Annotated in this window: 19 protein-coding genes and 2 pseudogenes; 8 read left to right on the top strand and 13 right to left on the bottom strand. The window is 65.9% G+C overall.

The features are described from left to right. Positions 1-145: 145 nt before the first annotated feature. Entirely contained in the window at positions 146-466 is a 321-nt protein-coding gene (locus G6N25_RS20645; RefSeq protein ID WP_163672322.1) for a hypothetical protein, read from the bottom strand. Positions 467-756: 290 nt separating this feature from the next. Here G6N25_RS20645 and G6N25_RS20640 point away from each other — a divergent pair, with 290 nt between their 5' ends. From G6N25_RS20640 to G6N25_RS20630, 3 genes and pseudogenes are all read left to right on the top strand, one after another. After that, positions 757-1,659: an NAD-dependent epimerase/dehydratase family protein gene (locus tag G6N25_RS20640; RefSeq protein ID WP_083072593.1), complete on the top strand. Its 903-nt coding sequence runs from the start codon at positions 757-759 to the stop codon at positions 1,657-1,659. 30 nt (positions 1,660-1,689) lie between these two features. Next, positions 1,690-2,139, top strand: a complete 450-nt coding sequence (locus G6N25_RS20635; RefSeq protein ID WP_083072592.1) for a helix-turn-helix transcriptional regulator — start codon at positions 1,690-1,692, stop codon at positions 2,137-2,139. A gap of 4 nt (positions 2,140-2,143) precedes the next feature. Continuing rightward, positions 2,144-2,554: pseudogene (locus tag G6N25_RS20630) on the top strand (VOC family protein). Positions 2,555-2,642: 88 nt separating this feature from the next. On the opposite strand, the gene G6N25_RS20625 reads toward G6N25_RS20630, so the two are convergent. Continuing rightward, positions 2,643-3,869, bottom strand: coding sequence for a hypothetical protein (locus G6N25_RS20625; RefSeq protein ID WP_142272479.1), 1,227 nt, complete (start codon positions 3,867-3,869; stop codon positions 2,643-2,645). Between the two features lie 1,186 nt (positions 3,870-5,055). Further along, on the bottom strand, positions 5,056-6,531 hold the full coding sequence (locus tag G6N25_RS20620) for an amino acid permease (RefSeq protein ID WP_083072545.1): 1,476 nt from the start codon (positions 6,529-6,531) through the stop codon (positions 5,056-5,058). A 158-nt stretch (positions 6,532-6,689) separates the two neighbouring features. Here G6N25_RS20620 and G6N25_RS20615 point away from each other — a divergent pair, with 158 nt between their 5' ends. After that, positions 6,690-7,535, top strand: coding sequence for a class I SAM-dependent methyltransferase (locus tag G6N25_RS20615; RefSeq protein WP_083072544.1), 846 nt, complete (start codon positions 6,690-6,692; stop codon positions 7,533-7,535). A gap of 11 nt (positions 7,536-7,546) precedes the next feature. Here the strand turns inward: G6N25_RS20615 and G6N25_RS20610 are convergent, their stop codons facing one another. Further along, positions 7,547-8,374 (bottom strand): glycoside hydrolase family 16 protein, encoded by an 828-nt coding sequence (locus G6N25_RS20610; protein WP_083072543.1) that lies wholly within the window; start codon positions 8,372-8,374, stop codon positions 7,547-7,549. A gap of 195 nt (positions 8,375-8,569) precedes the next feature. Between G6N25_RS20610 and G6N25_RS20605 the strand changes: the two genes are divergently transcribed. Continuing rightward, a complete protein-coding gene (locus G6N25_RS20605; protein WP_083072542.1) occupies positions 8,570-8,767 on the top strand; it encodes a hypothetical protein in 198 nt (65 codons plus the stop codon). Positions 8,768-8,964: 197 nt separating this feature from the next. Here G6N25_RS20605 and G6N25_RS20600 read toward each other — a convergent pair whose 3' ends face one another. The 3 genes and pseudogenes from G6N25_RS20600 to G6N25_RS20590 all read right to left on the bottom strand — a co-directional run bounded on the left by G6N25_RS20600 (position 8,965) and on the right by G6N25_RS20590 (position 12,325). Continuing rightward, positions 8,965-10,149: a hypothetical protein gene (locus G6N25_RS20600; protein WP_142272478.1), complete on the bottom strand. Its 1,185-nt coding sequence runs from the start codon at positions 10,147-10,149 to the stop codon at positions 8,965-8,967. Positions 10,150-11,135: 986 nt separating this feature from the next. Next, positions 11,136-11,300, bottom strand: a pseudogene (locus tag G6N25_RS24000) (D-serine/D-alanine/glycine transporter); the annotation flags it as partial. A gap of 329 nt (positions 11,301-11,629) precedes the next feature. Beyond that, a complete protein-coding gene (locus tag G6N25_RS20590) occupies positions 11,630-12,325 on the bottom strand; it encodes a cutinase family protein (protein ID WP_083072539.1) in 696 nt (231 codons plus the stop codon). A gap of 94 nt (positions 12,326-12,419) precedes the next feature. Here G6N25_RS20590 and G6N25_RS20585 point away from each other — a divergent pair, with 94 nt between their 5' ends. Next, the gene (locus G6N25_RS20585) at positions 12,420-13,061 is read left to right on the top strand and encodes a class I SAM-dependent methyltransferase (protein ID WP_083072538.1); all 642 of its coding nucleotides are present in this window, start codon (positions 12,420-12,422) and stop codon (positions 13,059-13,061) included. On the opposite strand, the gene G6N25_RS20580 is transcribed toward G6N25_RS20585, so the two are convergent. From G6N25_RS20580 to G6N25_RS20570, 3 genes are read right to left on the bottom strand one after another with little or no spacing between them, the layout of a single operon-like run. Beyond that, positions 13,048-14,118 carry a prenyltransferase gene (locus G6N25_RS20580; RefSeq protein ID WP_083072537.1) on the bottom strand — a complete coding sequence of 357 codons (1,071 nt, stop codon included), beginning with the start codon at positions 14,116-14,118 and terminating at the stop codon, positions 13,048-13,050. The two genes, G6N25_RS20585 and G6N25_RS20580, sit on opposite strands and share 14 nt — an antisense overlap. Next, on the bottom strand, positions 14,105-14,917 hold the full coding sequence (locus G6N25_RS20575) for a class I SAM-dependent methyltransferase (protein WP_372506703.1): 813 nt from the start codon (positions 14,915-14,917) through the stop codon (positions 14,105-14,107). The genes G6N25_RS20580 and G6N25_RS20575 overlap by 14 nt, the downstream gene beginning before the upstream one ends. Beyond that, positions 14,857-16,086: a glycosyltransferase family 4 protein gene (locus G6N25_RS20570; protein ID WP_083072535.1), complete on the bottom strand. Its 1,230-nt coding sequence runs from the start codon at positions 16,084-16,086 to the stop codon at positions 14,857-14,859. The genes G6N25_RS20575 and G6N25_RS20570 overlap by 61 nt, the downstream gene beginning before the upstream one ends. 270 nt (positions 16,087-16,356) lie before the next feature. Between G6N25_RS20570 and G6N25_RS20565 the strand changes: the two genes are divergently transcribed. Beyond that, complete coding sequence (locus tag G6N25_RS20565; RefSeq protein WP_083072534.1) at positions 16,357-17,124, top strand: DUF1906 domain-containing protein; 768 nt, start codon at positions 16,357-16,359, stop codon at positions 17,122-17,124. Between the two features lie 52 nt (positions 17,125-17,176). On the opposite strand, the gene katG is transcribed toward G6N25_RS20565, so the two are convergent. The 3 genes from katG to G6N25_RS20550 form a co-directional block, all read right to left on the bottom strand. Continuing rightward, positions 17,177-19,417 carry a catalase/peroxidase HPI gene (katG, locus tag G6N25_RS20560; RefSeq protein WP_083072533.1) on the bottom strand — a complete coding sequence of 747 codons (2,241 nt, stop codon included), beginning with the start codon at positions 19,415-19,417 and terminating at the stop codon, positions 17,177-17,179. A gap of 37 nt (positions 19,418-19,454) precedes the next feature. After that, positions 19,455-19,907 (bottom strand): Fur family transcriptional regulator, encoded by a 453-nt coding sequence (locus tag G6N25_RS20555; RefSeq protein WP_083072532.1) that lies wholly within the window; start codon positions 19,905-19,907, stop codon positions 19,455-19,457. 150 nt (positions 19,908-20,057) lie between these two features. Next, positions 20,058-21,116, bottom strand: a complete 1,059-nt coding sequence (locus G6N25_RS20550) for a class I SAM-dependent methyltransferase (protein WP_083072531.1) — start codon at positions 21,114-21,116, stop codon at positions 20,058-20,060. 223 nt (positions 21,117-21,339) lie between these two features. On the opposite strand from G6N25_RS20550, the gene G6N25_RS20545 reads away from it, so the two are divergent. Beyond that, positions 21,340-22,698, top strand: a complete 1,359-nt coding sequence (locus tag G6N25_RS20545) for a PPE family protein, SVP subgroup (protein ID WP_083072529.1) — start codon at positions 21,340-21,342, stop codon at positions 22,696-22,698. The last annotated feature ends 33 nt before the right edge of the window (positions 22,699-22,731 follow it).

Genomic DNA, 22,731 nt, shown 5'->3' with positions numbered 1-22,731 from the left:
GGTGAACGTCCGAGCGGGACCTGTTCGGCAGGCATTGCGACCGAACGGGGGCGCCGAGACTGCGGTGACGGCGGCGACGAGCCGAAAAAGCTAGCGCTGAGCGCAGACTCGATGCCATGAACGCAGACTCGGCGCCAGCTCCCTCCTAGGGGGAGGGCATGCCGGGTGTTGGCGTGGGCGGCAACACGGTTGGCCCCATCATTCCGCCGGGCGACATTTGGCGGGGCCCCATCATGCCGTCCCGACCCATCATGGGACAGGCGCCCGCTTTCCCACCGGGGCCCATCTGGTAGACCGAGCGCCCGTCAAAACCGCCGTAGCCACCGTAGTATCCACCCAAGAGGACTCCCGAGAAGAAGACCACGGCGACCACGAACACGACACCCGCGATGATGCCTACTGTTGCCGCGACTTGACCCAGCCTGCTTGGCCGTTCGTTGGGGTCGTCGTACCGGGGTTCTGTCATGCTTCGAATCATGTTTCATGAGTACCCCGCAGGGTAGGGACCATCGGCCCTAAAGGGGCCACGGGATCGGTCCCGAGCCGCGGCAACGCCGAGGAAGTCAATGCGCCAGCTGACATTTCCGTGTCCGCGCTTCCGCGGAGCCACCGTTCGTCGTCGAGCCCGCCCCGCCCATGGTGGGATGGATTCGCGACATCGTGGCGCACAAGGCGGTCCGATATCCCGGCGGCACGTTCCCCGCGAAACGACCAACGCGATGCGGCGCCAATTCAGCGGTCGCCTACCATCAGCGCATGCGCGGCTCAAAGATTCTGATCACCGGCCCGACCGGACAAATCGCCACTCCCATCGCCCAGGCCCTCGCGGCCGACAACGAGGTGTGGGGGATCGCGCGGTTCACCAATACCGCCGTGCGGGAAGGCCTCGAGAAGGCGGGGGTTCACTGCCAGACTGTCAACCTGGCCGCCGGTGACTTCACTGGTTTGCCAACCGATTTCGACTACGTCCTCAACCTGGCGGTGGCCAAGAGCGGCAACTGGGACAAGGACCTTGGCGCCAACGCGGAATCGGTCGGCCTGCTGATGGCCCACTGCCGCAACGCGAAGGCGTTCCTGCACTGCTCCTCGGCGGCCGTTTACGACCCGCCTGACAACGAACCCCGGACCGAGCGATCCGCGCTGGGCGACAATCACAAGTCTTTGTTCCCCACCTATTCCATCTCCAAGATCGCCGGGGAGGTCGTCGCCCGGTCGATGGCGCGCGCCCTCGGCGTGCCCACCACCATCGCCCGGCTCAACGTGCCGTACGGCGACAACGGCGGGTGGCCGTTCTACCACATGGAGATGATGCTGGCCGGCATCCCGATCCCGGTCCCGCCCGGCGGACCGGCCCGCTACAACCCGATCCACGAGGACGACGTCATCGTGACCATCCCGAAGCTGCTCGGGGCGGCGTCGGTCCCGGCGACCACGGTCAACTGGTGCGGCGAGCAGGCGGTCAGCCTGCAGGAGTGGTGCGCCTACCTGGGTTCGCTCGTCGGCCGGGAGCCGGTGTTCGAGGAGAGTGAGCAGGCGCTGCGGGGCAATCCCACCGACGTGGCCCGGATGCGCGAGCTGATCGGCGGCACGACGGTCGACTGGCGCGATGGGCTTCGCCGGATGGCGACCAAGTTCCACCCGGAGCTGGTCGGCTCGTAAAGTGTTGTGGGAAAAGGCGATAACGCCCACGTGACCAACAGACGAGCCGCGGCGCAGCGCTTGCGCGACCTCGCGCTGCTGCGATCCGTCCGCGACCGAATGGACCGCGAGTACGCGCGGCCGCTGGACGTCGAGGCGCTGGCCCGCGGGGTGCACATGTCGGCCGGGCACCTCAGCCGCGAGTTCCGGCGCGCCTACGGCGAATCGCCCTACTCGTATCTGATGACGCGACGCATCGAGCGCGCGATGGCGCTGCTGCGCCGCGGCGACCTCAGCGTCACCGAGGTCTGTTTCGCCGTCGGCTGCTCGTCGCTGGGCACCTTCAGCACTCGCTTCGCCGAGCTGGTCGGCGTGCCGCCCAGCACCTATCGGCGCCAGGCGGTGGACGACACGGCGGGGATGCCGCCGTGCGTGGCGAAGCAGGTGAGCAGACCGATCAGGAATCGAGAAGCGCCCGTCACGGGGCCGCACCTAGCCTGACGCCATGGACATCACCATTCACTCGAGCTTCCTTCCGCACGACGATCCGTAAGCTTCCCTTGCGTTCTATCGCGACATCCTCGGCTTCGAGGTCCGCCTCGACGTGGGAAAGGGCACGATGCGCTGGATCACCGTCGGGCCCCCGAATCAACCCGACACGTCCATCGTTCTGAACCCGCCGGCGGCCAACCCGGGCATCACCGATGACGAGCGCCGCATCATCGCCGAGATGATGGCCAAGGGCACCTACGCCATGCTCCTTTTGGCGACCAAGGATCTCGACGGCACCTTCGCACGGCTGCAAGCCAGCGACGCCGACATCGTCCAGGAGCCAACCGAACAGCCCTACGGACTGCGCGACTGCGCGGTCCGCGACCCCGCGGGCAACCTGATCCGCATCCAACAACTGCGCTAAGCATGCCGATTGGCCCCCTTCTTGTCTTGGCGAAGGGGGCCAATCGCCGTCGGTGGTCACCGGCTCGCATCGGCGACCACCGACGGACTCAGAGCAGCCTGAGCAGGTTGATAATCAACGTTCCCAAGCTGCTGATAAACCCTCCGGCCTGGTTCAACAGCGAGGGGATACCCTGCAAGAGCGCAGGCAGGGTCTGCGTGAACCCATTGCTGATGGCGCTAGTAATGCTGTTCAGCGACGGCCAGCCATTCATCAGCTGATTCGCAAAGCTCTGGAACGCCGCCGCCAGGCTGCCACCGCCCAGGATATTCTGCGCCTTGGGAGTGACGATATCTTTGGTCAAGGTCGGCAAGATCGTATTCACCAGGCTGTAAACCGGACCGTTGCCCTTCGTACTAGCGTTGCTAAGTATCCCATTAGTAATGGTGGCACCCGACGGCGCGCCGTTAATCAGCCCGTTTAACGTCGCGCCTGGAAGGTCGGCCACATTGGTCAGCACTCCTATCGGATCCCCCGCGACCCACGCATTGTAAATAGCCTGGCCACTGGCGCCCAACGTTTTCTGCACTGCATTAGGCACCCCGAGGAAGCCCTCGATACCAAAAAGGTTAAGCGCGCCGCCAGTCGTGTAAGTAAGACCGCTCTGCAAGTTTGTCGCCACCTGCGGCAGGATCTTCAGGATGCCTTCCAGCGGTTCGCCGATCGATACGAACGGAGTCTCCCAAAGCCCGTTGTATAGAGACGTAACTGCTTGAGAAACCTGACCCGCTGCCAACTCACTCCACGCCGCCTGGAAAACCGGCCCCAAGCTTACACCGGCCTTAGTTCCAAAAATCCAGGTCACCGCGGCATTCGCGGCGGTTTGATATGCCGAAACGTATTCGGTGCCGTAGTACGATCCGTTCGCGAGAACCTGCTGCGCAACCGGGAACGGCGCCTTCATGAACAAATTCCCAAGATACTGCGCATTGGAAGCCGCGTTTTGGAAGAGGCTGACCCACGTCTGGATCGGGTTGACCGCCAGCGGATCATTAAACGCCGCAGCAGGGTTAAGGACCCCGCCGAGAAGGCTAGCCGGCACAGCGGCCGCGGCTGCCCCGCCCGCGAGCGAGGCAAGCTCATTCTCCACACCGGCGAACAAGTCCACCACGCTATCGGCGGCACCGGTGAGATTGATGGCCGACACACTCACCTGGCGTAGTTGTTGGGCCACGTGAAGGTCGGGTAGGTGCTGGGCCATCGGGCCGGCGGCCAGGACTGCGGCGCTGGTCAGGGCGATTCCAGCGGTGATGTGGGGGCGGGCTGCGAGATCCACGACCATCTCCTTAGTAAATTCTGGATAATGACGAATTGAATGTAGCTGTGAAATACTGCGAACGAATCGCGATAATCGAATAGGCAATTCACCTACAACGATATACGTATGCAGCAAAAGCCATTGTCCGAATTAGGCTAATAGACAGCCCGCTAAAATCATTTATTGACGGCACTAAAGCAACGTGACACGGCATCGGTCCGGGTGTCGACAACGCCACGATGTGAGCGCCTCGATCCGCTCCTACCCAGACAGTGACCCCGTTCAACATGCCGGTGGATTTCATCACCTAGCGCCCTCAGCGGGGCCAGGTGAGCGAGCGGGGAAAACCAGTCGCGCGGCGTGTCGTACCGCCACGGACACAAGGAGGTAACCCTGGCCGGATTCGGAGACGACCACGGCGGCTCAGCGCCCGCTAGACCGGAGTGCGCCGGCATGCGCTTGTGGCACAAGTCAATACCGGGCGCGTCCGGCACCTCACCGATGGCGCTCCGCTCGGGACACGCCCGAGCACACCACCTCTCTTGAGGTGGGGCCGTAAACCGGTGCACCGGGGGGTGGCGGCGGGGGTAGAGCAGTCACCCCGAAGCAGCAGTGAGCGCAGTGGGCCCGGAGGGGTTGTCCTCGCCGACGGCTACCTGGCTGCGGCTGATCAGGTGGGGCCGCAGATCGAGGTGCCTCGCAAGGTCATCGTGGCGGGCAGCGCCGTGGTGATGAACGCCGCGCGGCCGCGTCGGTGTCGGCGATAAGCGCTGTCCCTCAGCAAACACAAGAGCACTCACCATGCCCTGGCAAACAATTAGATTGCCGCGGAAATAGCTACCTTTAGTGTGAGGATGAATGCGGGTTGGCCTGTTACCGATAGGTAGTTTCATATTTAACTATTATACCGAGGATAGAGTTTGCTGGATCTCATGCTTTCAGCCTACTAGCAGGTATTTTCCCGCTCTTTGAGGATTGCGGAGTCACGCGGTCTTGAATCGATCGAACAAAGTCTCTCGAAAGTGCCACGAGCTTAGGTTCTTCACAGGTACGCGCAGCTCGGGGGCCGTCTGATGTTCGACTCCGCGCCGCGTGCACATGCCCCCCGGCCGGCCGGGCAAGGATCTCACCTCACCGGGCTCATCCAGAGAGTTCGCTCAGGGCCACTGCGGCGGTAATGTGCGGCGGGCTGCGAGGTCCACGATCATCCGGACGCGACTGGGGCCGTCTCGGCGTCCTTGTCGATAGGGTGGTTCATCTCGGCCTGAAATTGGCGATACCTCTCGGCCCGGCCGGGCCGGCGCCGGACGATCAACCAACCGGCCGCCAGGACCACGAACCACAGGGGAAACCACGCCAAGGCAACCGCGGTGTCGCGCTCGGTGCACAGCGTCCAGATCACGAACGCGAAGAAGCCGAGGACGGCCCAGCACATCACCACGCCGGCAGGCATCTTGTACGACGAATCGGCATGACGCCGCGCGTACCGGCGGCGATAGACCAGGTAGCTGACGACGATCATCGCCCAGACGAACATGAACAGCAGCGACGAAATGGTGGTCACGATCGTGAAAGCACCCATCACCGAACCGTCGACATAGAGCAGCGGGATGGAGGTCAGCAGTAGCGCGGCCCCGACCACGAGAGCCAGCGCCGGCACACCGCGGCGGTTCAGCCGACGAAACCGCGCCGGAGCGCTCCCTTCGTCCGCCAAGCCGAAAAGCATACGGCCGGTGGAGAAGACACCGGAGTTGGCCGAGGAAGCGGCCGCGGTGGTCACGACGAAGTTGACGATCGACGCCGCGGCCGCGAATCCGGCCAGGGAGAACATCGTCACGAACGGCGATGCGCCGCTGGGGAACTGCCGCCAGGGGACGACGATCAGCATTGCCAGCAGCGCACCGATGTAGAAGATGGCCACCCGAAGCGGCACGGCATTGATCGCCTGGGGGAGGGTGCGGCGCGGGTTCGCCGTTTCGGCCGCCGCGGTGCCGACGAGTTCGACGCCGACGAACGCGAAGAACGCGATCTGGAATCCACCGACCATGCCCATGAAGCCCGTCGCGAAGAATCCGCCGTCGTTCCACAGGTTTTCGATCGTCGCGCGATCACCGTGCGGCGAAACGAAATTGGTCGCCAGAAGCACGGCGCCCACGACGATGAAGCACAGGATCGCGGCGACCTTGATCAACGCGAGCCAGAACTCGATTTCCCCGAAGGTGCGCACGCTGAACACGTTGACCAAGAGGATCAGACAGCCCGTCACCAGCGCCGGTAGCCACGCCGGCACGTCGGGCCACCAAAACTTCGAGTAGCCCGAGATCGCCACGACTTCGGCGATACCGGTGACGATCCAGGCGAACCAGTACGACCATCCCACGAAAAAGCCTGCCGCGGGCCCCAACAGGTCCGCCGTGAAGTCGACGAACGACCTGTAGTTCAGATTGGACAGCAGAAGCTCTCCCATCGCGCGCAGCACGAAGAACACGAAGAACCCGATGACCGCGTACACCACCAGCACCGCCGGACCGGCGTGCGCGATCGTTCGCCCTGATCCCATGAACAGGCCGGTGCCGATCGCGCCACCGATCGCGATCAACTGCACGTGCCGGTTGGACAGGCCCCGGTGAAGCTGGGGGACGGCGTCGACACCAATGGGTTCGGCGATATCGTTCGACATGTGTGACGTCCTCGTCAGTCAGGAACCGTTGGCGTTTGCCGGACACCACATGATTGCTTACTTTCAGGCTCGCGCCTATTTTGCCGGCGACGCCGTTCCACCCGACGGCGAAGGTGGCCAACTCGGGCGCGCGAGCGGCGGATGCTATAACGCAACGTATGGCAGGCACGGGACACTCGATCACCCATGTTTCCGATACGGCACGGTGGACGGCATTGCACCGGGCGACCGAATCGGCGCGTCCCGATGCGCTGTTCAGCGACCCGCTCGCCGAACGCCTCGCCGGCGAACACGGCCGCGCGATCGTCGCACAGGTGCCGCGGTCGACCCGCAACGGTTGGTGGCTCGTCGCACGCACGAAGATCATCGACGACGCCATCGCCCAGGCCATCGCCGACGGCTGCGACCGGGTGCTGAACCTGGCCGCCGGTCTGGACACCCGGCCATACCGCCTGCAGCTTCCACCCGAGTTCACGTGGGTGGAGGCGGACCTGCCGGCGTTGCTCGCCGAAAAGACGCAGCTGCTGGCCGACCAGACGCCGCGGTGCCGGCTGACCCGGACGGCCGTCGACCTGGCCGATCCGCGGGCCCGAAGCGCCTTTCTCGACGACGCGCTGAACGGTGCCAGCAAAGCGCTGGTATTGACCGAAGGCCTGCTGATGTACCTCGACGACGGTGACGTCGTCGCGCTATCGGAAGCGATCGCGCGACCCGAGGTCGCCTGGTGGATGCTCGACTTCGCCGGCCCGGGCCTGAAGAGAATGATGAACAAGAAGATGGCCGGCATGCTGCAGAACGCGCCGTTCAAGTTCGCCCCCGAGAACGGGTTGGCCTACTTCGAAGGCCTCGGCTGGCGCACCGTCGAGGCGGAATCGCTGCTGGTGGCGGCGCACCGGTTCCATCGCCTGCCCGCGTTCATGCACCCGGCGGCCTGGCTACCCCAGCCCGACCCGCGTCGCCCGGGCCGCAGGGCGTGGAGCGCGACAGCCCTCCTTACCCGCTGAGCCGGGTTCGCTTACCAGACGCGTATCCAGTCGACGAGCATGTCCGCGGGATAGGTCCCCGATCCGGGATCGCCGCCCCCGGAGCCGGCGACCGCGAGGTTGAAGACCGGGAAAACGGTGTAGCCGGGGCCGTTGAACGGCCAATCCGGCAGGGAGCTGGCCGGCACGTCGAAGTACGGCTGCGCCCCGTCGACGTAGTCCTTCCAGAAGCGGATGCCGGCGTCGTCCCACTGGGTGCGCCACGTGTGCCAGGCCCCGTCGACCGCGATGTTGTGGGTCTTCCACTCGCCGCCGTTGGCTTTCGCGTGCACGGTGGTGGCCGAGGGCCAGTTGCCGTTGCCGTACCACTCCATGACGTCGATCTCGCCCTGGTCCTCGTTGCCCAGCCAGTAGGCGGGCCAGGCGCCGGCGGTCAGGCAATTCAGCTTGATCCGGGCTTCCCAGGTGTGGCCGACGCCGCCCCGCCAGAGGCTTTGTATCTTGCCGCTGTAGTACGTGGGGCCGTCTTTCGCGGCACGTAACACCAGGTTGGAGTTGCCGTCGAGGAACACGTTGTGGCGATCGTCGCGGTACTGCCCGATGTTCTCGGGCCGCTCCCAGTAGGTCGGGTCCTTGATCTGCTCGCGGGCCTTCGCCACCGCCCACTTCGACGGGTCGGGGGCCGAACCGGCCGGGCCGTCGAACTCGTCCTGGAAGATGTAGGTCCCGGTCTGGCCGCTGGGCGCGGAGGGAGGTCCTGGTCGGCGCGGGTAGGCCCGGGCCTCGGGGACCGGCAGCGAGGCCGCCAGCACGCCGATCCCGGCCGTCAACATCATGCGGCGGCGGTCCATCTCCGGCATAAGCAAGGCACGATAGCAGCCGACGCTGTACGGGGTCGAAACGATCGACGGGCGACGGCGGCTCTGGATTGCGGCGAATTCATGGCCAATTCTCATGGTGCCGCTGGTTTGGTCTTAAAGTGGCTGGGCATTCTGAATCCAGAACCGATAACCACCGTTTGTAGCTTTGCAGGGTGCGCGGGGAGGAGTGGGATCGTGGCGGATGAATCGGAAGCGACGGTTATTTTCCTTCGGTCACATCCGGTGTGGATCGCGGCTCAGCGACAGGCGCGGGAGCGCAGCAAAGCGATGCACCGCCATCCCTCATCTCTGACTCAGCGACGCACCGCCGCATCGGGTGGCGAGGTGATCCGCGACTTCAAGGTGTACTCCAGCACCGACACGCCCGCCTGACCCTTCCGGAAGCTGTATGACCGGCGAGGCTGTGCCACGGTTCCGCCGTATTCGTCCGGCTGGCATAGGTCATGCCGTGGACCGTTGCCCGCCCAGCTAGGGAGCACATCAATAAGCGGATTGGCCCCCTTCTTGGGAAGGAAGGGGGCCAATCGCCGTTGGCGGTCACCGGCTCGCATCGGCGACCATCAATGGACTCAGAGCAACTTGAGGAGGTTGATGAACAATGTCCCCAGCTGATTTGCGAACGCTCCAGCCGCTCCGGCGACGTTGCCCAAGATCGACGGGAGATTCGACACGACCGATGGGATGCTTTGCAACAGTTGAGTTAATCCAGCACTAAGGTCGTTGACAACAGGAGTCAGGGATGGCCAGCCGTTGGTCAGCTGGTTCACTAATCCTTGGAATGCGCCCGAAAGGCTGCCGCCGGTCGCGACGTTCACCGCGCCGGGAGCGACGATAGCCTTCGCGAGAGCTGGGGCCATAACGTTCGCTAGCTCGTTAAGCAGACCGATGGGATTGCTGAGCACACCATAGCTCCCTGTCGCCCCATTGAGGAACGCGTTCGTTACCGCGCCGGGCGTATTGACCAGGTTGCTCAGCAGCCCCAGCGGGTCCCCAGTGGTCCATGCATTGTCAATAGCTTGAAGACTGGTACCGAGTGCAGTGACCGGCTGCAAAGGCAGAAATTCGAGACCGACTAAACCAAGGGTGGCGATACCGGTGGTCGTCAGATAGTGGGTCGCGTTGTAGAGCTCCTGCGTGATGTGGGTGGGGATTGTCAGAATATTTTCGAGCGGCGTCAAGATGAGTGAGATTGGATCTTCGTAGAAGGCCTGGTATAAGACGGTCACCGCGGTGCTGATATTGCCCGCCTGGATATCGGTGAGCGCCGTCTGAATAAGCGGCTGAAAGCCCGACCCGGTAGGCGTGGTGAAGTATCTGATCGCGGCGGCCGCGGTGGTTTGGTATGACCCGACGTAGGTGTCCGCGTACGAGACCCAGTTCGCGGCGACCTGCTGGGCGACCGCGAATGGAAGCTTGTAGAAGGTGTTGAAAATGTTCTGCAGATTGGTGCCCGCCGTCGTGAAAGCGTTAATCCACGTCTGGATCGGGTTGACGATGTTGCTGGCGGCGGCCGCGGGCACCGCGGCCGCGGCCGCTCCGCTGGCCAACGAGGCGAGTTCGCTTTCCGCCCCGGAGAACAAGTCGACGATGCTGTCGGCGGCGTCGGTGAGCGCGATGTTGGACACGCTCACCTCACGTAAGTGTTGGGCTACGTGAAGGTCGGGTAGGTGCTGGGCGATCGGGCCGGCGGTGAGGACTGCGGCGCTGGTCAGGGCGATTCCAGCGGTGATGTGGGGGCGGGCTGCGAGGTCCACGACCATCTCCTTTTATGCGTTTCTGGATAACGACGCGTTAAACGTACTCGTGAAATACGTTGTACGAATTGCGGCAATAAAACGGACAATTAACCGTGGCGATATGAATTAGCGGCAAATCCGCTCAGAGTGCACAGGAAATTATTACCCCGGGCTTAGACTAAATGGATGGTCCGCCAAAATCATTTATTGACGGCATCGAAATGGAGCGGAGGGGCGTCGTTGATCGCGAAACAGTCGTGCGGCTTGTCCGCACTACCACGACACGAGAGAGAAAACCGTCGGTGGAGTCGGAGGCAACTACGGAGCATCAGCGCACACGCGCCCGTGGGCGCTTGTGACACAAGCCAATACCGATCACGCCCGGTGAGTCATCACAAGCGTTCACCTGGGGCAAGGCCGGGCACGCCACACCCCACCACCTATCTTGGGTGGATCGTAAAACAATGCGCAGCAGTGGGCCCGGTGGGCGCGAGAGGGGTTGTTGTCACCGCCGCTACCTGGCTCCAGCAGATCAGGCGGACCGCAGATCGAGGCGCCTCGCGAGCCACCGTGGCGTTGCATGTGGCGGGGGATGAGCGGGCAGACGATTGGGCGGCGCCTCGGCGACGAGAACGGCCCGGCCACGTCGGTATCGGCGGCGAGGCAGTATCTCCTAGCAAATGCGAGAGTGCTCCGGTATGGCCTGGCGAACAAATGTATTGCTGCGGCGATAGCTATCGTAAGTGTGCGGGCGAATGCGGACCGGCGTGCTACCGATCGGTAATTTCATTTTAAACTATTGTAGCAGGGTCCATAGTTTGCTGTGAAGCATGTACAACCTGGTTACCAGGATATTTTCGGTCCTATGATGATTGCGGAGCCACGCGTCCCTGAAGCGATCGCCCAAAGTCCCTCGAAAGTCCCACGGGCTTAGGTTCTTCACGAGTACATCCAGCTCACGGGCTCGTCCGACGTCGACTCCACACCCGGTCGCTCAGCAGCTGGCGGTGGGGCTGGCGACGATCTACCGCCCAGACGAACATGAACAACAGCGACGAAATGGTGGTCACGATCGTGAAAGCACCCATCACCGAACCACCGACATAGAGCAGCGGAATGGAAGCCACCAGTAGCCCGGCCGCGACCACAAGAGCCGGCGTCGGCACGCCGCGGCAGCTCAGTCCTATGACCGGCGAACGGGACCGTGCCGCAGGGCGACAACCAGCCTCACAGCCCGTGCGACCAGTGCTCGGCGGCCAGGGTCGGGCGTGAATCCCGTTTGTCACATCGGTCACTCACCGGCCGGCACACGACGATGTGCCCACCTACTAGCGACAGCCACCGCTTTTTTGTCGCGCTGAGGCGGGCACAACGGTATATGCCTCGAAAACCGAGACGCGAGTGACAAATGTGACCACCACGACGCGCCCACGACGAATCACCTTGCGGGACAACGCAATCACTAAGGCCGCGGGACGAGGAACGCGGCGGCGCCCACCTAAAGCTTGCCGGCGACGAAGTCGGCGGCCTGATTCGCCATGCCCGCCTGAATGTAGGCGCTGGCGAGATGCTGGGGCCAGTTGTCGTGCCAGGTGTTCGGGTCGGCCGGGTTGCACACCGGATCGTCGCCGTGACACAACTCGATGGTCCTGTCGTTGTAGATCGGGTTGAAGTTCGTGATCGGACCCACCCACTGGCTTCCGTTGCCGAACAACGCGACGGCGGCGATGTGCTGATCGGTGCCTTCGGGCAGGGGGTTGTCGAACCCGAACGCGTTGAAGGGCACCGCGAGTACCACGTCGGTGACGGCCGCACCGAGCGAGTAGCCGCCAAGCACCAGCCGGGTGTCGGGGCAGTTGTCGACCATGTACTGGACGTGCCGGCTCATGTCGTTGGCGCCGACGTCGACCTCCGTGTCGGCCGGGTACTTCACGGCATAGGTGCCGAAGCTCTTGCCGCTGACCTTGGATTCGAGCGCGTTGATGAACGCGTTGCCGAGGACCCCCGTCCCCGGTGATTCCATTCGGCCGCGGGCAAAGACCACCTCGACCTGGGGACAATTCGCCGCGGCCGCCGACCGCGCGGCCCCCGGTGCCCCGGCCGGCAGCAGCACGGGAACCAGCGTCAGCGCCGCCGCAATCGCGACCGCCGCGACGCCGATGCCAGCCGATTTACGGGTACGTGAAAAGCGCACAGCACGATGTTAAAGCGATCGCGGCGCCGTCGCCGGGCGGCAAGAACATCGACCATGGTGTCGGCGCCGCCACGCCGACCGATAGGTTCAGCTCATGAGCGACGCCAGTTCAACGGAACGCTTGTTCGCGCTGGCCGAGCAGGTCCGGGGCTTCATGCCGCCCGACGAGGGACGCGCGCTTTACGGCGCCGCGCTGCGGTACCTCAACGGCGGCGTCGGCGTCGAGGTCGGCACCTACTGCGGCAAATCCACCCTGTTGCTGGGCGCTGCGGCCCAACAAACCGCCAGCGTGCTCTACACCATCGACCATCATCACGGCTCGGAGGAACACCAAGCCGGCTGGGAGTACCACGACGCCTCCCTGGTCGACGACGTCACCGGGCTGTTCGACACGCTGCCGACGTTTCGTCGCACGCTCGACGCGGCCGGCCTCGACGACCACGTCGTCGCCATCGTGGGCAAGTCGCCGATCGTGGCCCACGGGTGGCGCTCGCCGCTGCAACTCTTGTTCATCGACGGCGGCCACTCGGCGCAGGCCGCCACCGAGGATTTCGAGGGATGGGCGAAGTGGGTGAGCGTCGGCGGGGCGCTGGCCATCCACGACGTGTTCCCGGACCCTCGTGACGGCGGGCGGCCGCCCTACTACATCTATTGCCGCGCAATGGATTCCGGGCATTTCCGCGAGATCTCGGCCACCGGCTCGCTCCGGGTACTGGAACGGATCAGCGACCGGTAACCACGCACCCGCAATCGAAGCCGGTCTGCAGACCCATCGGCAGCCCGTCGCCGCGGAAGATGCCGCTGCCCGCGGTGGTGTCCGACAGCGCGTCGGCCGCCAGGATCATCGCCGCCCCGGTCCAGGTGGTGCGCTCCTCCGGCCACCGCTTCCCGTCCGCGAATACCAGGCCCGTCCAATAGGATCCGTCGCCGTCGCGCAGGTGTTGCATCGCGGCGAATTGTTGGTGCGCGGCGGACCGGTGGCCGAGGGCGTCGAGGGCCATCACCAGTTCGCACGTCTCGGCGCCGGTCACCCAGGGCCGGTCGTCCACGCAACGGATGCCGAGCCCGCCGACCACGAAGTCGTTCCAGCGCTGCTTGATTCGCGCGGCCGCCGCCGGGCCGCGCAGCGCGCCACCGAGGATTGGGTAGTACCAGTCCATCGAGTAGCGGTCCTTTTCGGTGAACGCCTCGGGATGCGCAGCCACCGCGTGGCCCAGCCGGCCCAGCGCGAGTTCCCACTCGGGCTGCGGGTCCCCGACGAGCGCGGCCAGCGCCAGCGCACAGCGGATGCTGTGGAACACGCTGGCGCACCCGGTCAGCAGCGCCTCCGGCACGGGTCCGGCTTCGCTTCGCGCCCAGGCGATCTCGCCGTAGCCAAACTGCAGGTCGATGACGAAGTCGATCGCCTTGTGCACCACCGGCCACATCCGGGCGGCGAACGACCTGTCGCCGGTCACCAGCACGTGGTGCCAGACGCCGGTGGCGATGTACGCGCAGAAGTTGCTGTCGCTGTTGGAGTCTTCGATGGCCCCAGCGCGGGTTTGGATGGGCCAGGAGCCGTCGGGTCGTTGGGTGCGGCGGCTCCAGTCGAACGCGGCCCGCGCCGGCTCCAGCAGTCCGGCCGCGGTGAGCGCCATCGCGCACTCCACGTGATCCCACGGGTCGGTGTGACCACCCGCGAACCACGGGATGGCGCCCGACGATTCCTGCGCGGCGGCTATCGACCGCGCGGTCTGTCGGCATTGATCGGGTGTCAGGACACCCGAGACGGCCGGGGGGTTAAACCGATGCAACGGAATATCCCTGGGCCGCTTCGTTTTCCGCCGCATCCAGCTTGGTGAAATACATGACCACGCTCTTGCCGACCAGCGGATTGAGCAGCGACTCCGCCAGCTGCGTCACCTTCGGCCGCCGCATCAGATCCCACACCAGGAGCTTGTGATAGGCGGCCACCGCAGGATGCTCGGATTTCGAGACGCCGACGGCGCATTTCAGCCACCAGAACGGCGAGTGCAGCGCATGCGCGTGGTGGGCGTGCGTCAATTCCATTCCGCCGCCGGTGATCTTGTCCCGCAGCTCGCTGGCCCGGTAGATGCGGACGTGGCCGCCCTCGTTGCTGTGGTATTCGTCGGACAGCAGCCAGCACACCCGCTCGGGCAACCACCGGGGCACGCTGACCGCCAGTGTGCCACCAACTTTGAGGACCCTGACCAGCTCGACGACGGCGGCGTCGTCCTGGGGAACGTGTTCCAGGATTTCCGAGGCGATGACGCAGTCGAAGGTCTCGTCGGCATACGGCAGGCCCAGCGCGTCACCGAGAACCGCTTTCGCCGATGCCGTCGCGGGCGCCTCCCCGGCCTCGGCCATCGCACGCAGGATCGCGTCGACGGAACGCAGTTCGGACGCGTCGCGATCAAAGGCGACGACGTCGGCGCCGCGCCGATAGGCCTCGAAGGCGTGCCGGCCGGCCCCGCAGCCCACGTCGATGACCTTGACGGAGGGCCCGATGCCGAGCCGGTCGAAATCCACGGTCAGCATCGCGCGATCGCCCGCTCGTAAACGCCCACCGTCTGCGCGGCCACGGCTTCCCAGCTGAACACGCTGACCGCGCGGTCGCGGCCGGCCTTGCCCATGCCGCGGCGCTTTTCCGGCGAGTCGAGAAGCCCGCCGAGCGCACGGGTTAGCGCATCGACGTCGGCGGGCGGCACCAGCTCCGCGCAGGCGCCATCGGTCCCCAGGACCTCTGGCAGCGCGCCCACCCGGCTGGCCACGATCGGCGTCCCGCTGGCCATGGCCTCCACCGCCGGCAGCGAAAACCCTTCGTAGAGAGAGGGAATGCAGGCGACCTCGGCCGAGGCGAACAGCGCCGCGAGCTCCGCATCGGAAAGCCCGCTGGCAATGTGGACGATGTCGGAGATGCCCAGCTCCGCGATGAGCTTGTGCGTGGGGCCGTTGGGTTCCACCTTGGCGACGAGCCGCAACTCGAGATCGCGGCTCGTGCGCAGCCTGGCGACCGCGTGCAGCAGCGTCCGGACGCCCTTCAGCGGGGTGTCGGCGCTGGCGATCGCGATGACCCGGCCGGGGTGCCGTGGCCGCGATCCCGGCTTGAACAACTCGGTGTTGACGCCCAGCGGCACCACGTGCAGTTGATCCGGCGAGACCCCGAAGTCGGCGACGATGTCGGCGGCCGATGACGACGAGACGGTCAACAGGTCCGGGATTCGGCGCGCCACCTGCTCCTGCATCTTGGAGAAGCCATACCAGCGGTGCACCAACGGCTTTCGCCACCATCGTGCGGCAGCGACGTCGAGCACCCGGTCGCGGGTGATGGGGTGGTGCACGGTGGCCACCACCGGCAGGCCCGCGTCGGCGATGGTGAGCAGCCCGGTTCCCAGGCTCTGGTTGTCGTGAACGAGGTCGAAATCCTTTGCCCGGTCGGCCAATAACCGCGCGACGCGCAGCGTGAACGTTCGCGGTTCGGGAAAGCCCGCGGTCCACACCGTCAGCAGTTCCAGCAGGTCGATGGAGTCGCGGATCTCGCTCGGCCGGGGCACCCGGAACGGATCGGGCTCGCGATACAGATCGAGGCTGGGCACCTTGGTCAACCGGACCCGTGGGTCCAGCAGTTCCGGATAGGGCTGGCCGGAGAACACTTCCACGTCGTGGCCGAGTTCGACCAGGCCGCGGCTGAGATGGCGCACGTAGACGCCCTGTCCGCCGCAATGGTCCTTACTGCGATAGGACAGCAGGGCAATTCGCATACTCAACTCTTATCCGCCGACGAAAGAACGCGGGCGACCGCCCCCCAATCCATCGCGATCAACGGACCGCCGGGATCCGCGACAGCAAACTGGACATGTGTCCAGACTATAGTTCGATCACCTAATTGACGCAACGCGCTCCCAACGCAACGGGTTCGAGTGTGCGCCCAGGGCTTCCCGTGTGCGCCCAGGGCGCAGATTCTCGGGGATTTTTCGCCCTGGGCTCACACTCGACGCCGTCAGCGCACGACGGCTTGTTAGCATCGCGCCGTGCGATCGGTCTCACGGCGCGACGCCCTCAAACTCGCCGCACCGGTCCTGCTGGGCCTGGGGGCGGCGGCCGCGCCGGTCAACGCGCCTAAGGCGTCGGCCGCCGACATGCGGCTGATCGATTTCGCCGAGCGGAGGATCTCGCCGGACGAGATCAGGTCGGCGGGCTATGGCGGGGTGGTGAACTACGTGTCGAACTCGCGACCGGGCGCGAACTTCGAGGCAAAGCCCATCACCCGCGAGTACGCGGACGCGCTGCGGGCCGCGGGCCTTCAGATCGTCAGCAACTTCCAGTACGGCAAACCCGGCTGGCCCGACCCGTCGGACTGCACCCGCGGCTACGACGGCGGCGTCGCCGACGCCCAGACGGCCCAACGCCTGCACGCCGCCGCCGGGGGTCCCGGGTCGGCCCCGATCTTCTTCAGCATCGACGACGACATCGACGTCAACGTCTGGAATACCGTTGGTGTCCAATGGTTTCGGGGAATCAACTCGGTGCTGGGCGTGGGCCGCACCGGCATCTACGGCCACGCCCAGGCCTGCGGGTGGGCGATCCGAGACGGCGTCATAGGCAGCTCGAGCACGCCGGGGCACCGGTGGGCGTGGCAGACGAGATCGTGGTCGCACGGGGAGCGCGAGCCCGCCGCGGTGCTCTATCAGGCCGTGGTCAACAGCCCGTCGAACCCGGGCCCCCTGCTCGGCGGGATCAACGTCGACGTCGACGACGTCCTGGCACCCGACTTCGGCCAGTGGGATTTCGCGCGCTGACCCGACGCGCGACGCCCCGCGAGCCGAACGGCCCGCGGGGCGTCGCGTCGTGTCACTTCAGGTCGAACCGGTCGCTGTTCATGACCTTGACCCAGGCCGCGACGAAGTCCTCGACGAACTTGCCCTCGTTGTCGTCCTGGGCATAGACCTCGGCCAGCGCGCGCAGCACCGAGTTGGAACCGAACACCAGATCGTTGGCCGTGGCCGTCCACTTGCGCTGACCCGACGCGCGGTCGAGCACCTCGTAGACGTTCTCCGCCGACTCCGACGCCTTCCACTCGTTACCCATGTCGACCAGGTTGACGAAGAAGTCGTTGGTCAACACGCCGGGCCTGTCGGTGAAAACGCCGTGCTTGGTGCCGCCGTGATTGGCGCCCAGGACACGCAGGCCACCGACCAGCACCGCCATTTCCGGACCGGTCACGCCCAGCAGGTAGGCCCGCTCCAGCAGCAGCTGCTCCAGCGGCGCCTTCTCGCCGGGACGGATGTAGTTGCGGAACCCGTCGGCCCGCGGCTCGAGCACCGCGAACGACTCCACGTCGGTGCTCTCCTGCGACGCGTCGGTGCGCCCGGGCGCGAAATGCACCGAGATCTCGTAGCCGGCGTCCTTGGCTGCCTTCTCGATCCCGGCGGACCCGGCCAGCACGATCAGGTCGGCCAGCGAGATCCTCTTGCCGCCGGACGCCGACGTGTTGAAGTCCTGCTGGATCTTCTCCAGCACGGGCAACACCTTGTCCAGCTCGGAGGGCTCGTTGACCTCCCAGCTGCGCTGCGGCTCGAGGCGCAGCCGCGCCCCGTTCGCCCCGCCCCGCTTGTCGGTGCGGCGGAAGCTCGACGCCGCCGACCAGGCCGTCTTGACCAGCTGCGGAACGGACAGGCCGGACTCGAGCACTTTGCTCTTCAGCGCCGCGACGTCCTTCTCGCCGACCAGCTCGTGGTCGACGGGCGGAACCGGGTCCTGCCACAGCTGCGGCTCGGCGATCCACGGCCCCAGGTAGCGGCTGATCGGCCCCATGTCGCGGTGCAGCAGCTTGTACCAGGCCTTGGCGAAGGCCTGGTACAGCTCCTCGGGGTGGTCCAGCCAACGCCGCGTGATGTCGCGATAGATCGGCGACTCGCGCAGCGAGATGTCGGTGACCAGCATCGTCGGGGCGCGGCCGGGGCCGCCGAACGGGTCGGGGATGGTGCCCGCGCCGGCGCCGTCCTTCGCGACGAACTGCCAGGCCCCGGCCGGGCTCTTGGTCAGCTCCCACTCGTAGCCGTACAGGGTCTCCAGGAAGGTGTTGTCCCACTTGGTGGGGGTGGGCGTCCAGACCACCTCCAGGCCGCTGGTGATGGCGTCCTTGCCCTTGCCGGTGCCGTAGGAGCTCTTCCAGCCCAGCCCCTGTTGCTCGATCGGGGCGGCCTCCGGCTCGGGGCCGACGAGGTCGGCGTCGCCGGCTCCGTGGGTCTTGCCGAAGCTGTGCCCCCCGACGATGAGCGCGGCGGTCTCCTCGTCGTTCATCGCCATCCGGCCGAACGTCTCGCGGATGTCGATCGCCGCGGCGACCGGGTCCGGCTTGCCCTCGGGGCCCTCCGGGTTGACGTAGATCAGGCCCATGGTGGTCGCGCCGTAGGGCTGCGCGAGGTCACGCTCGCCGGAGTAGCGCTTGTCGGTGCCCAGCCAGGCGTCCTCCTCGCCCCAGAGGATTTCCTCGGGCTCCCAGACGTCTTCGCGGCCGAAGCCGAAGCCAAAGGTCTTGAAGCCCATGGACTCCAGCGCGCAGTTGCCGGCGAAGATGATCAGGTCGGCCCAGGAGATCTTGTTGCCGTACTTCTTCTTGACCGGCCACAACAACCGGCGCGCCTTGTCCAGGCTCACGTTGTCGGGCCAGCTGTTGAGCGGGGCGAAGCGCTGCATGCCCTGGCCGCCGCCGCCGCGGCCGTCGTGAATGCGGTAGGTGCCCGCGGCGTGCCAGCTCATCCGGATGAACAGGCCGCCGTAATGGCCGTAGTCGGCGGGCCACCAGTCCTGCGAGGTGGTCATCACCTCGAAGATGTCCCTCTTGAGCGCCTCGGGATCGAGCTTGGCGAACTCCGCGGCGTAATCGAAGTCATCGCCGAGCGGGTTGGACTGCGGGGCGTGCGGGTGCAGCGCCGACACGTCGATCTGGTCGGGCCACCAGTCGCGGATCGTCAGCGGAGCGTGCGACTTCGGCTTGGGGGAGGGGATGACCGGGTTTTCGCTTTCGCTGGTGCTGGCCGTCTTGGTGTCTGGTTGCGGTGGGTGGCTTTGGGATATATCGGATGACACGGTATTCCTTTCCGGTGGTGAGTGATTCGGGCTGCGATCACGGGAGTGATCCGGAATCTGTGGTGGAGCAGTCGGGGCACAGGCCCCAGTAGATGACCTCGGCCTCGTCCAGGACGAAGCCGTCCAGAACGTTGTTGTCGTCCGACGGCGTCAGGCAGGGCGCCTCGCCGACCGCACAGTCGACGTCGGCGATGACGCCGCAGGACCGGCACACGACGTGGTGGTGGTTGTCGCCGACCCGGGCCTCGTAGCGGGCGACCGAACCCAACGGCTGGATCCGCCGGACGAGCCCCACCGCGGTCAGCGCGTTCAGCACGTCGTAGACGGCCTGGCGGGAGACCTCGGGCAGCCCCCCGCGCACCGCCGTGAAGATCGTCTCGGTGTCGGCGTGCGGGTGGGCGTGCACGGCTTCCAGAACCGCGACCCGGGGCCGGGTCACACGAAGGTCGGCCATCCGCAGCCGTTCCGCGTAATCGGCCGTTGAGGACACAGTAGCCAATATGCGCACTTATTTGGAATCAGTCAAGACTTTCCGGGAGGAGGACGCACAAACTTGCGGTGAACGCGGTCCTTCGATTCACCTGCCGGAAACCCGCGACGCCCAGGCCGGACGAAACACGTTGCGCCAAAGGGCAACTCGTCATCCGCGCGTCGACGACGACAATTTCCGATAGACGAGCCACCGCAGCTCGATCGGGGAATCCTCGGGCGCCACATCGAACACGTCGAGACCGCCGGCCCATCCCTCGAACCAGCCCGTGGGCGGCCAGGCGCCCACGGGCAAGTGGGCCTTTTCGTACTCGTGGGCCGAGTCGTCGGCGACGAGCTCCAGAGGGAGCTCGTCCGCCGCGGCGTTCACCTCGTCCCGGGTGAAGATCATGGTGTTGCACTGCTGCCCGAGTTCGCGCGCCGCGTCGTCGGGCGTGTAGCCGGGGCGCGCCAGGAACGTGTTGAACACCAAATGTCCACCGGGCGCAAGGCAATCGGCGGCAAGTTCGAACACGCCGCGCAACTCGTGCGTCGTCCGGAAGTCGGGCACCACCTCGGACAGCACCATCAGTTGGTATTCGTCGTGGACGCCTTCCATCGCCGTGAAGACGTCGCTCTGGATGACGCGCACGCCCAGCGATTCGCCTTCGGCCTCCGAACGCATGACGTCGGCGAACTTCGGGGCCATCTCGACCGCGTCGACGGGGTGGCCGCGCCGGGCCAGGGCCAGGGCGTTGCGCCCGGTTCCCGCGCCGATGTCCAGCACGCGATAGGCCCCGGGGTCGGCCGCCTCGCACGCCAGCGTCAACACCCGCGCGTCGGGTTCGGTGCCGAACAGCGGAGGCGGTCGGGTGGCGACCCAGTGGTCGTAATCGGCCTCGACCGTCCGCCATGAGGCCTTGACGCTGTAGTTCAGGCCCGTCCCGAACGGAGCGTGAAACGAGATGACGATGTCCGAACGCTGGGACGCGCTGAAGGCCTTCGCCAGCTCGGTCTCCAGCACCCTCCTGAGCTGAACGGATTGTTCGGGCGTATACGCGACGCCGAGGCTGGCGCAGATGTTGCCGCACAGTTGGACGTACTCGTCGATCATGCCCGGAACGGCCGGCACGGTGATCTGGCCCTCGGCCACCGATCGGCGATACAACCGACTGGCCATCGCTTCGCGCAGCATCGATGGGTCGAACGAGGCGGGTGGGGGATCCTCCACCAGACTCTTCTACACGACCGAATCGGTGGTCGCACGGTGAACCGTCCGCGGGCGAGGATTGACCGGTCGGTCCGGCGCGGTATCGGCCACCTGCAATCGCGGGGAGATGTAGTACTGGAGCGATGCGATTTTTTGCTGGCTCGGTTCTGGCTGCGCCGTCCAGTACGTCGTCACCGAAGTCGTCAGGGCCCTGGCGGCGTTCCAACCGATCGGAGGAAACGACATGGACTTCGCAGCATTGCCACCGGAGATCAACTCCGCGCGCATGTACGTCGGTCCCGGGTCGGGACCGATGCTGGCCGCCGCGGCGGCGTGGGACGAACTGGCCGCCTCGCTGCAGTCGACCGCGAGCTCGTATCAGACGGAGGTCATGGGACTGACGGCCGGACCCTGGCTGGGCCCGGCATCGCTGTCAATGGCCGCCGCGGCCGGCCCGTATGTGGCGTGGATGCGCACGACCGCTGCGCAGGCCGACCAGACGGCCGCCCAAGCCAAAGTGGCGGCAACCGCCTACGAGACGGCGTTCGCAGAAACGGTGCCACCACCGGTGATCGCCGCCAACCGCAGCCTGCTGATGGCCCTGATCGCGACGAACATCTTCGGGCAGAACACCCCGACGATCGCGACCACCGAGGCCCAGTACGCCGAGATGTGGGCCCAAGACGCCGCGGCCATGTACAGCTATGCGGGTTCGGCGGCGTCGGCGACGACGCTGACGCCGTTTTCCCGACCGGAGCAGAACACCAACTCCGGAGGGCCGGCAAGCCAAGCCGGCGCGGTCGGCCAGGCCGCCGGCACTTCCGCCGGCAATGTGCAGAGCAGCGTGGCATCGAACCCCGTGTCCGCGGTACCCAACGCGCTGAGCAGCCTTGCGACTCCGGCTGCGGCGACCCCGGCCCAGGCGACGCCGCTCGACGCGCTGGACCTGGCGAGCGATCTGATCGCAATCTTCCTCGACGCACCAGCCAGCTTGGCCGGACTCGGCATCGACTCACCGTTGACGCTCGTGTCTCTTCCCTACGACATCGTCGGTGCCCTGACGGGTTTCCACACGGATGCCATCGTCAGCGGCTGGGCCGGGGTAGAGGCCTGGCCGGGGACGGAGCCGGTGCCGCCAACGCCGTTCCCGGTGATCACGAACCTCGGCGCACCGACGGTGTCGGCGGGCCTGGGCGAGTCGAACATGGTTGGGACACTTTCGGTTCCACCGGCCTGGACTTACGAGACGACGATGATCCGACCGTTGGCGATCGCGTTGCCGGTGACGACCATGGGCGCCGCCGCGGAAGCCTCCACCGGGGGCGCGGGAAGCCTGTTCAGCCAGATGGCCCTGGCGGGCATGGCCGGGCGCGCGATGGCCGGCACCGGCGGCACCGGCGGTGGCCCGGGCAGTCGGGAGCGGATCGGGGCGCCCACGACTACCGGGAAGACTGATGAGAAGGCGGCGCCGGCGGAGGTTCCGGCCGGCGGCCCGGTCACGAGCATCGCCGCCGAGCTCCGCGAACTGGCCTCGCTGCGCGACTCGGGAATCCTTACCGACGAGGAATTCACCGAGCAGAAAAAACGCCTGCTGGCTCATTGACTCCCTAGCAAATTGTCAACCAGGGCAATAGTT

Source organism: Mycobacterium heidelbergense (assembly GCF_010730745.1).
In the GTDB taxonomy this organism is placed as follows: Bacteria; Actinomycetota; Actinomycetes; order Mycobacteriales; family Mycobacteriaceae; genus Mycobacterium; species Mycobacterium heidelbergense.
This window is presented reverse-complemented; position numbering and strand designations above follow the sequence as displayed.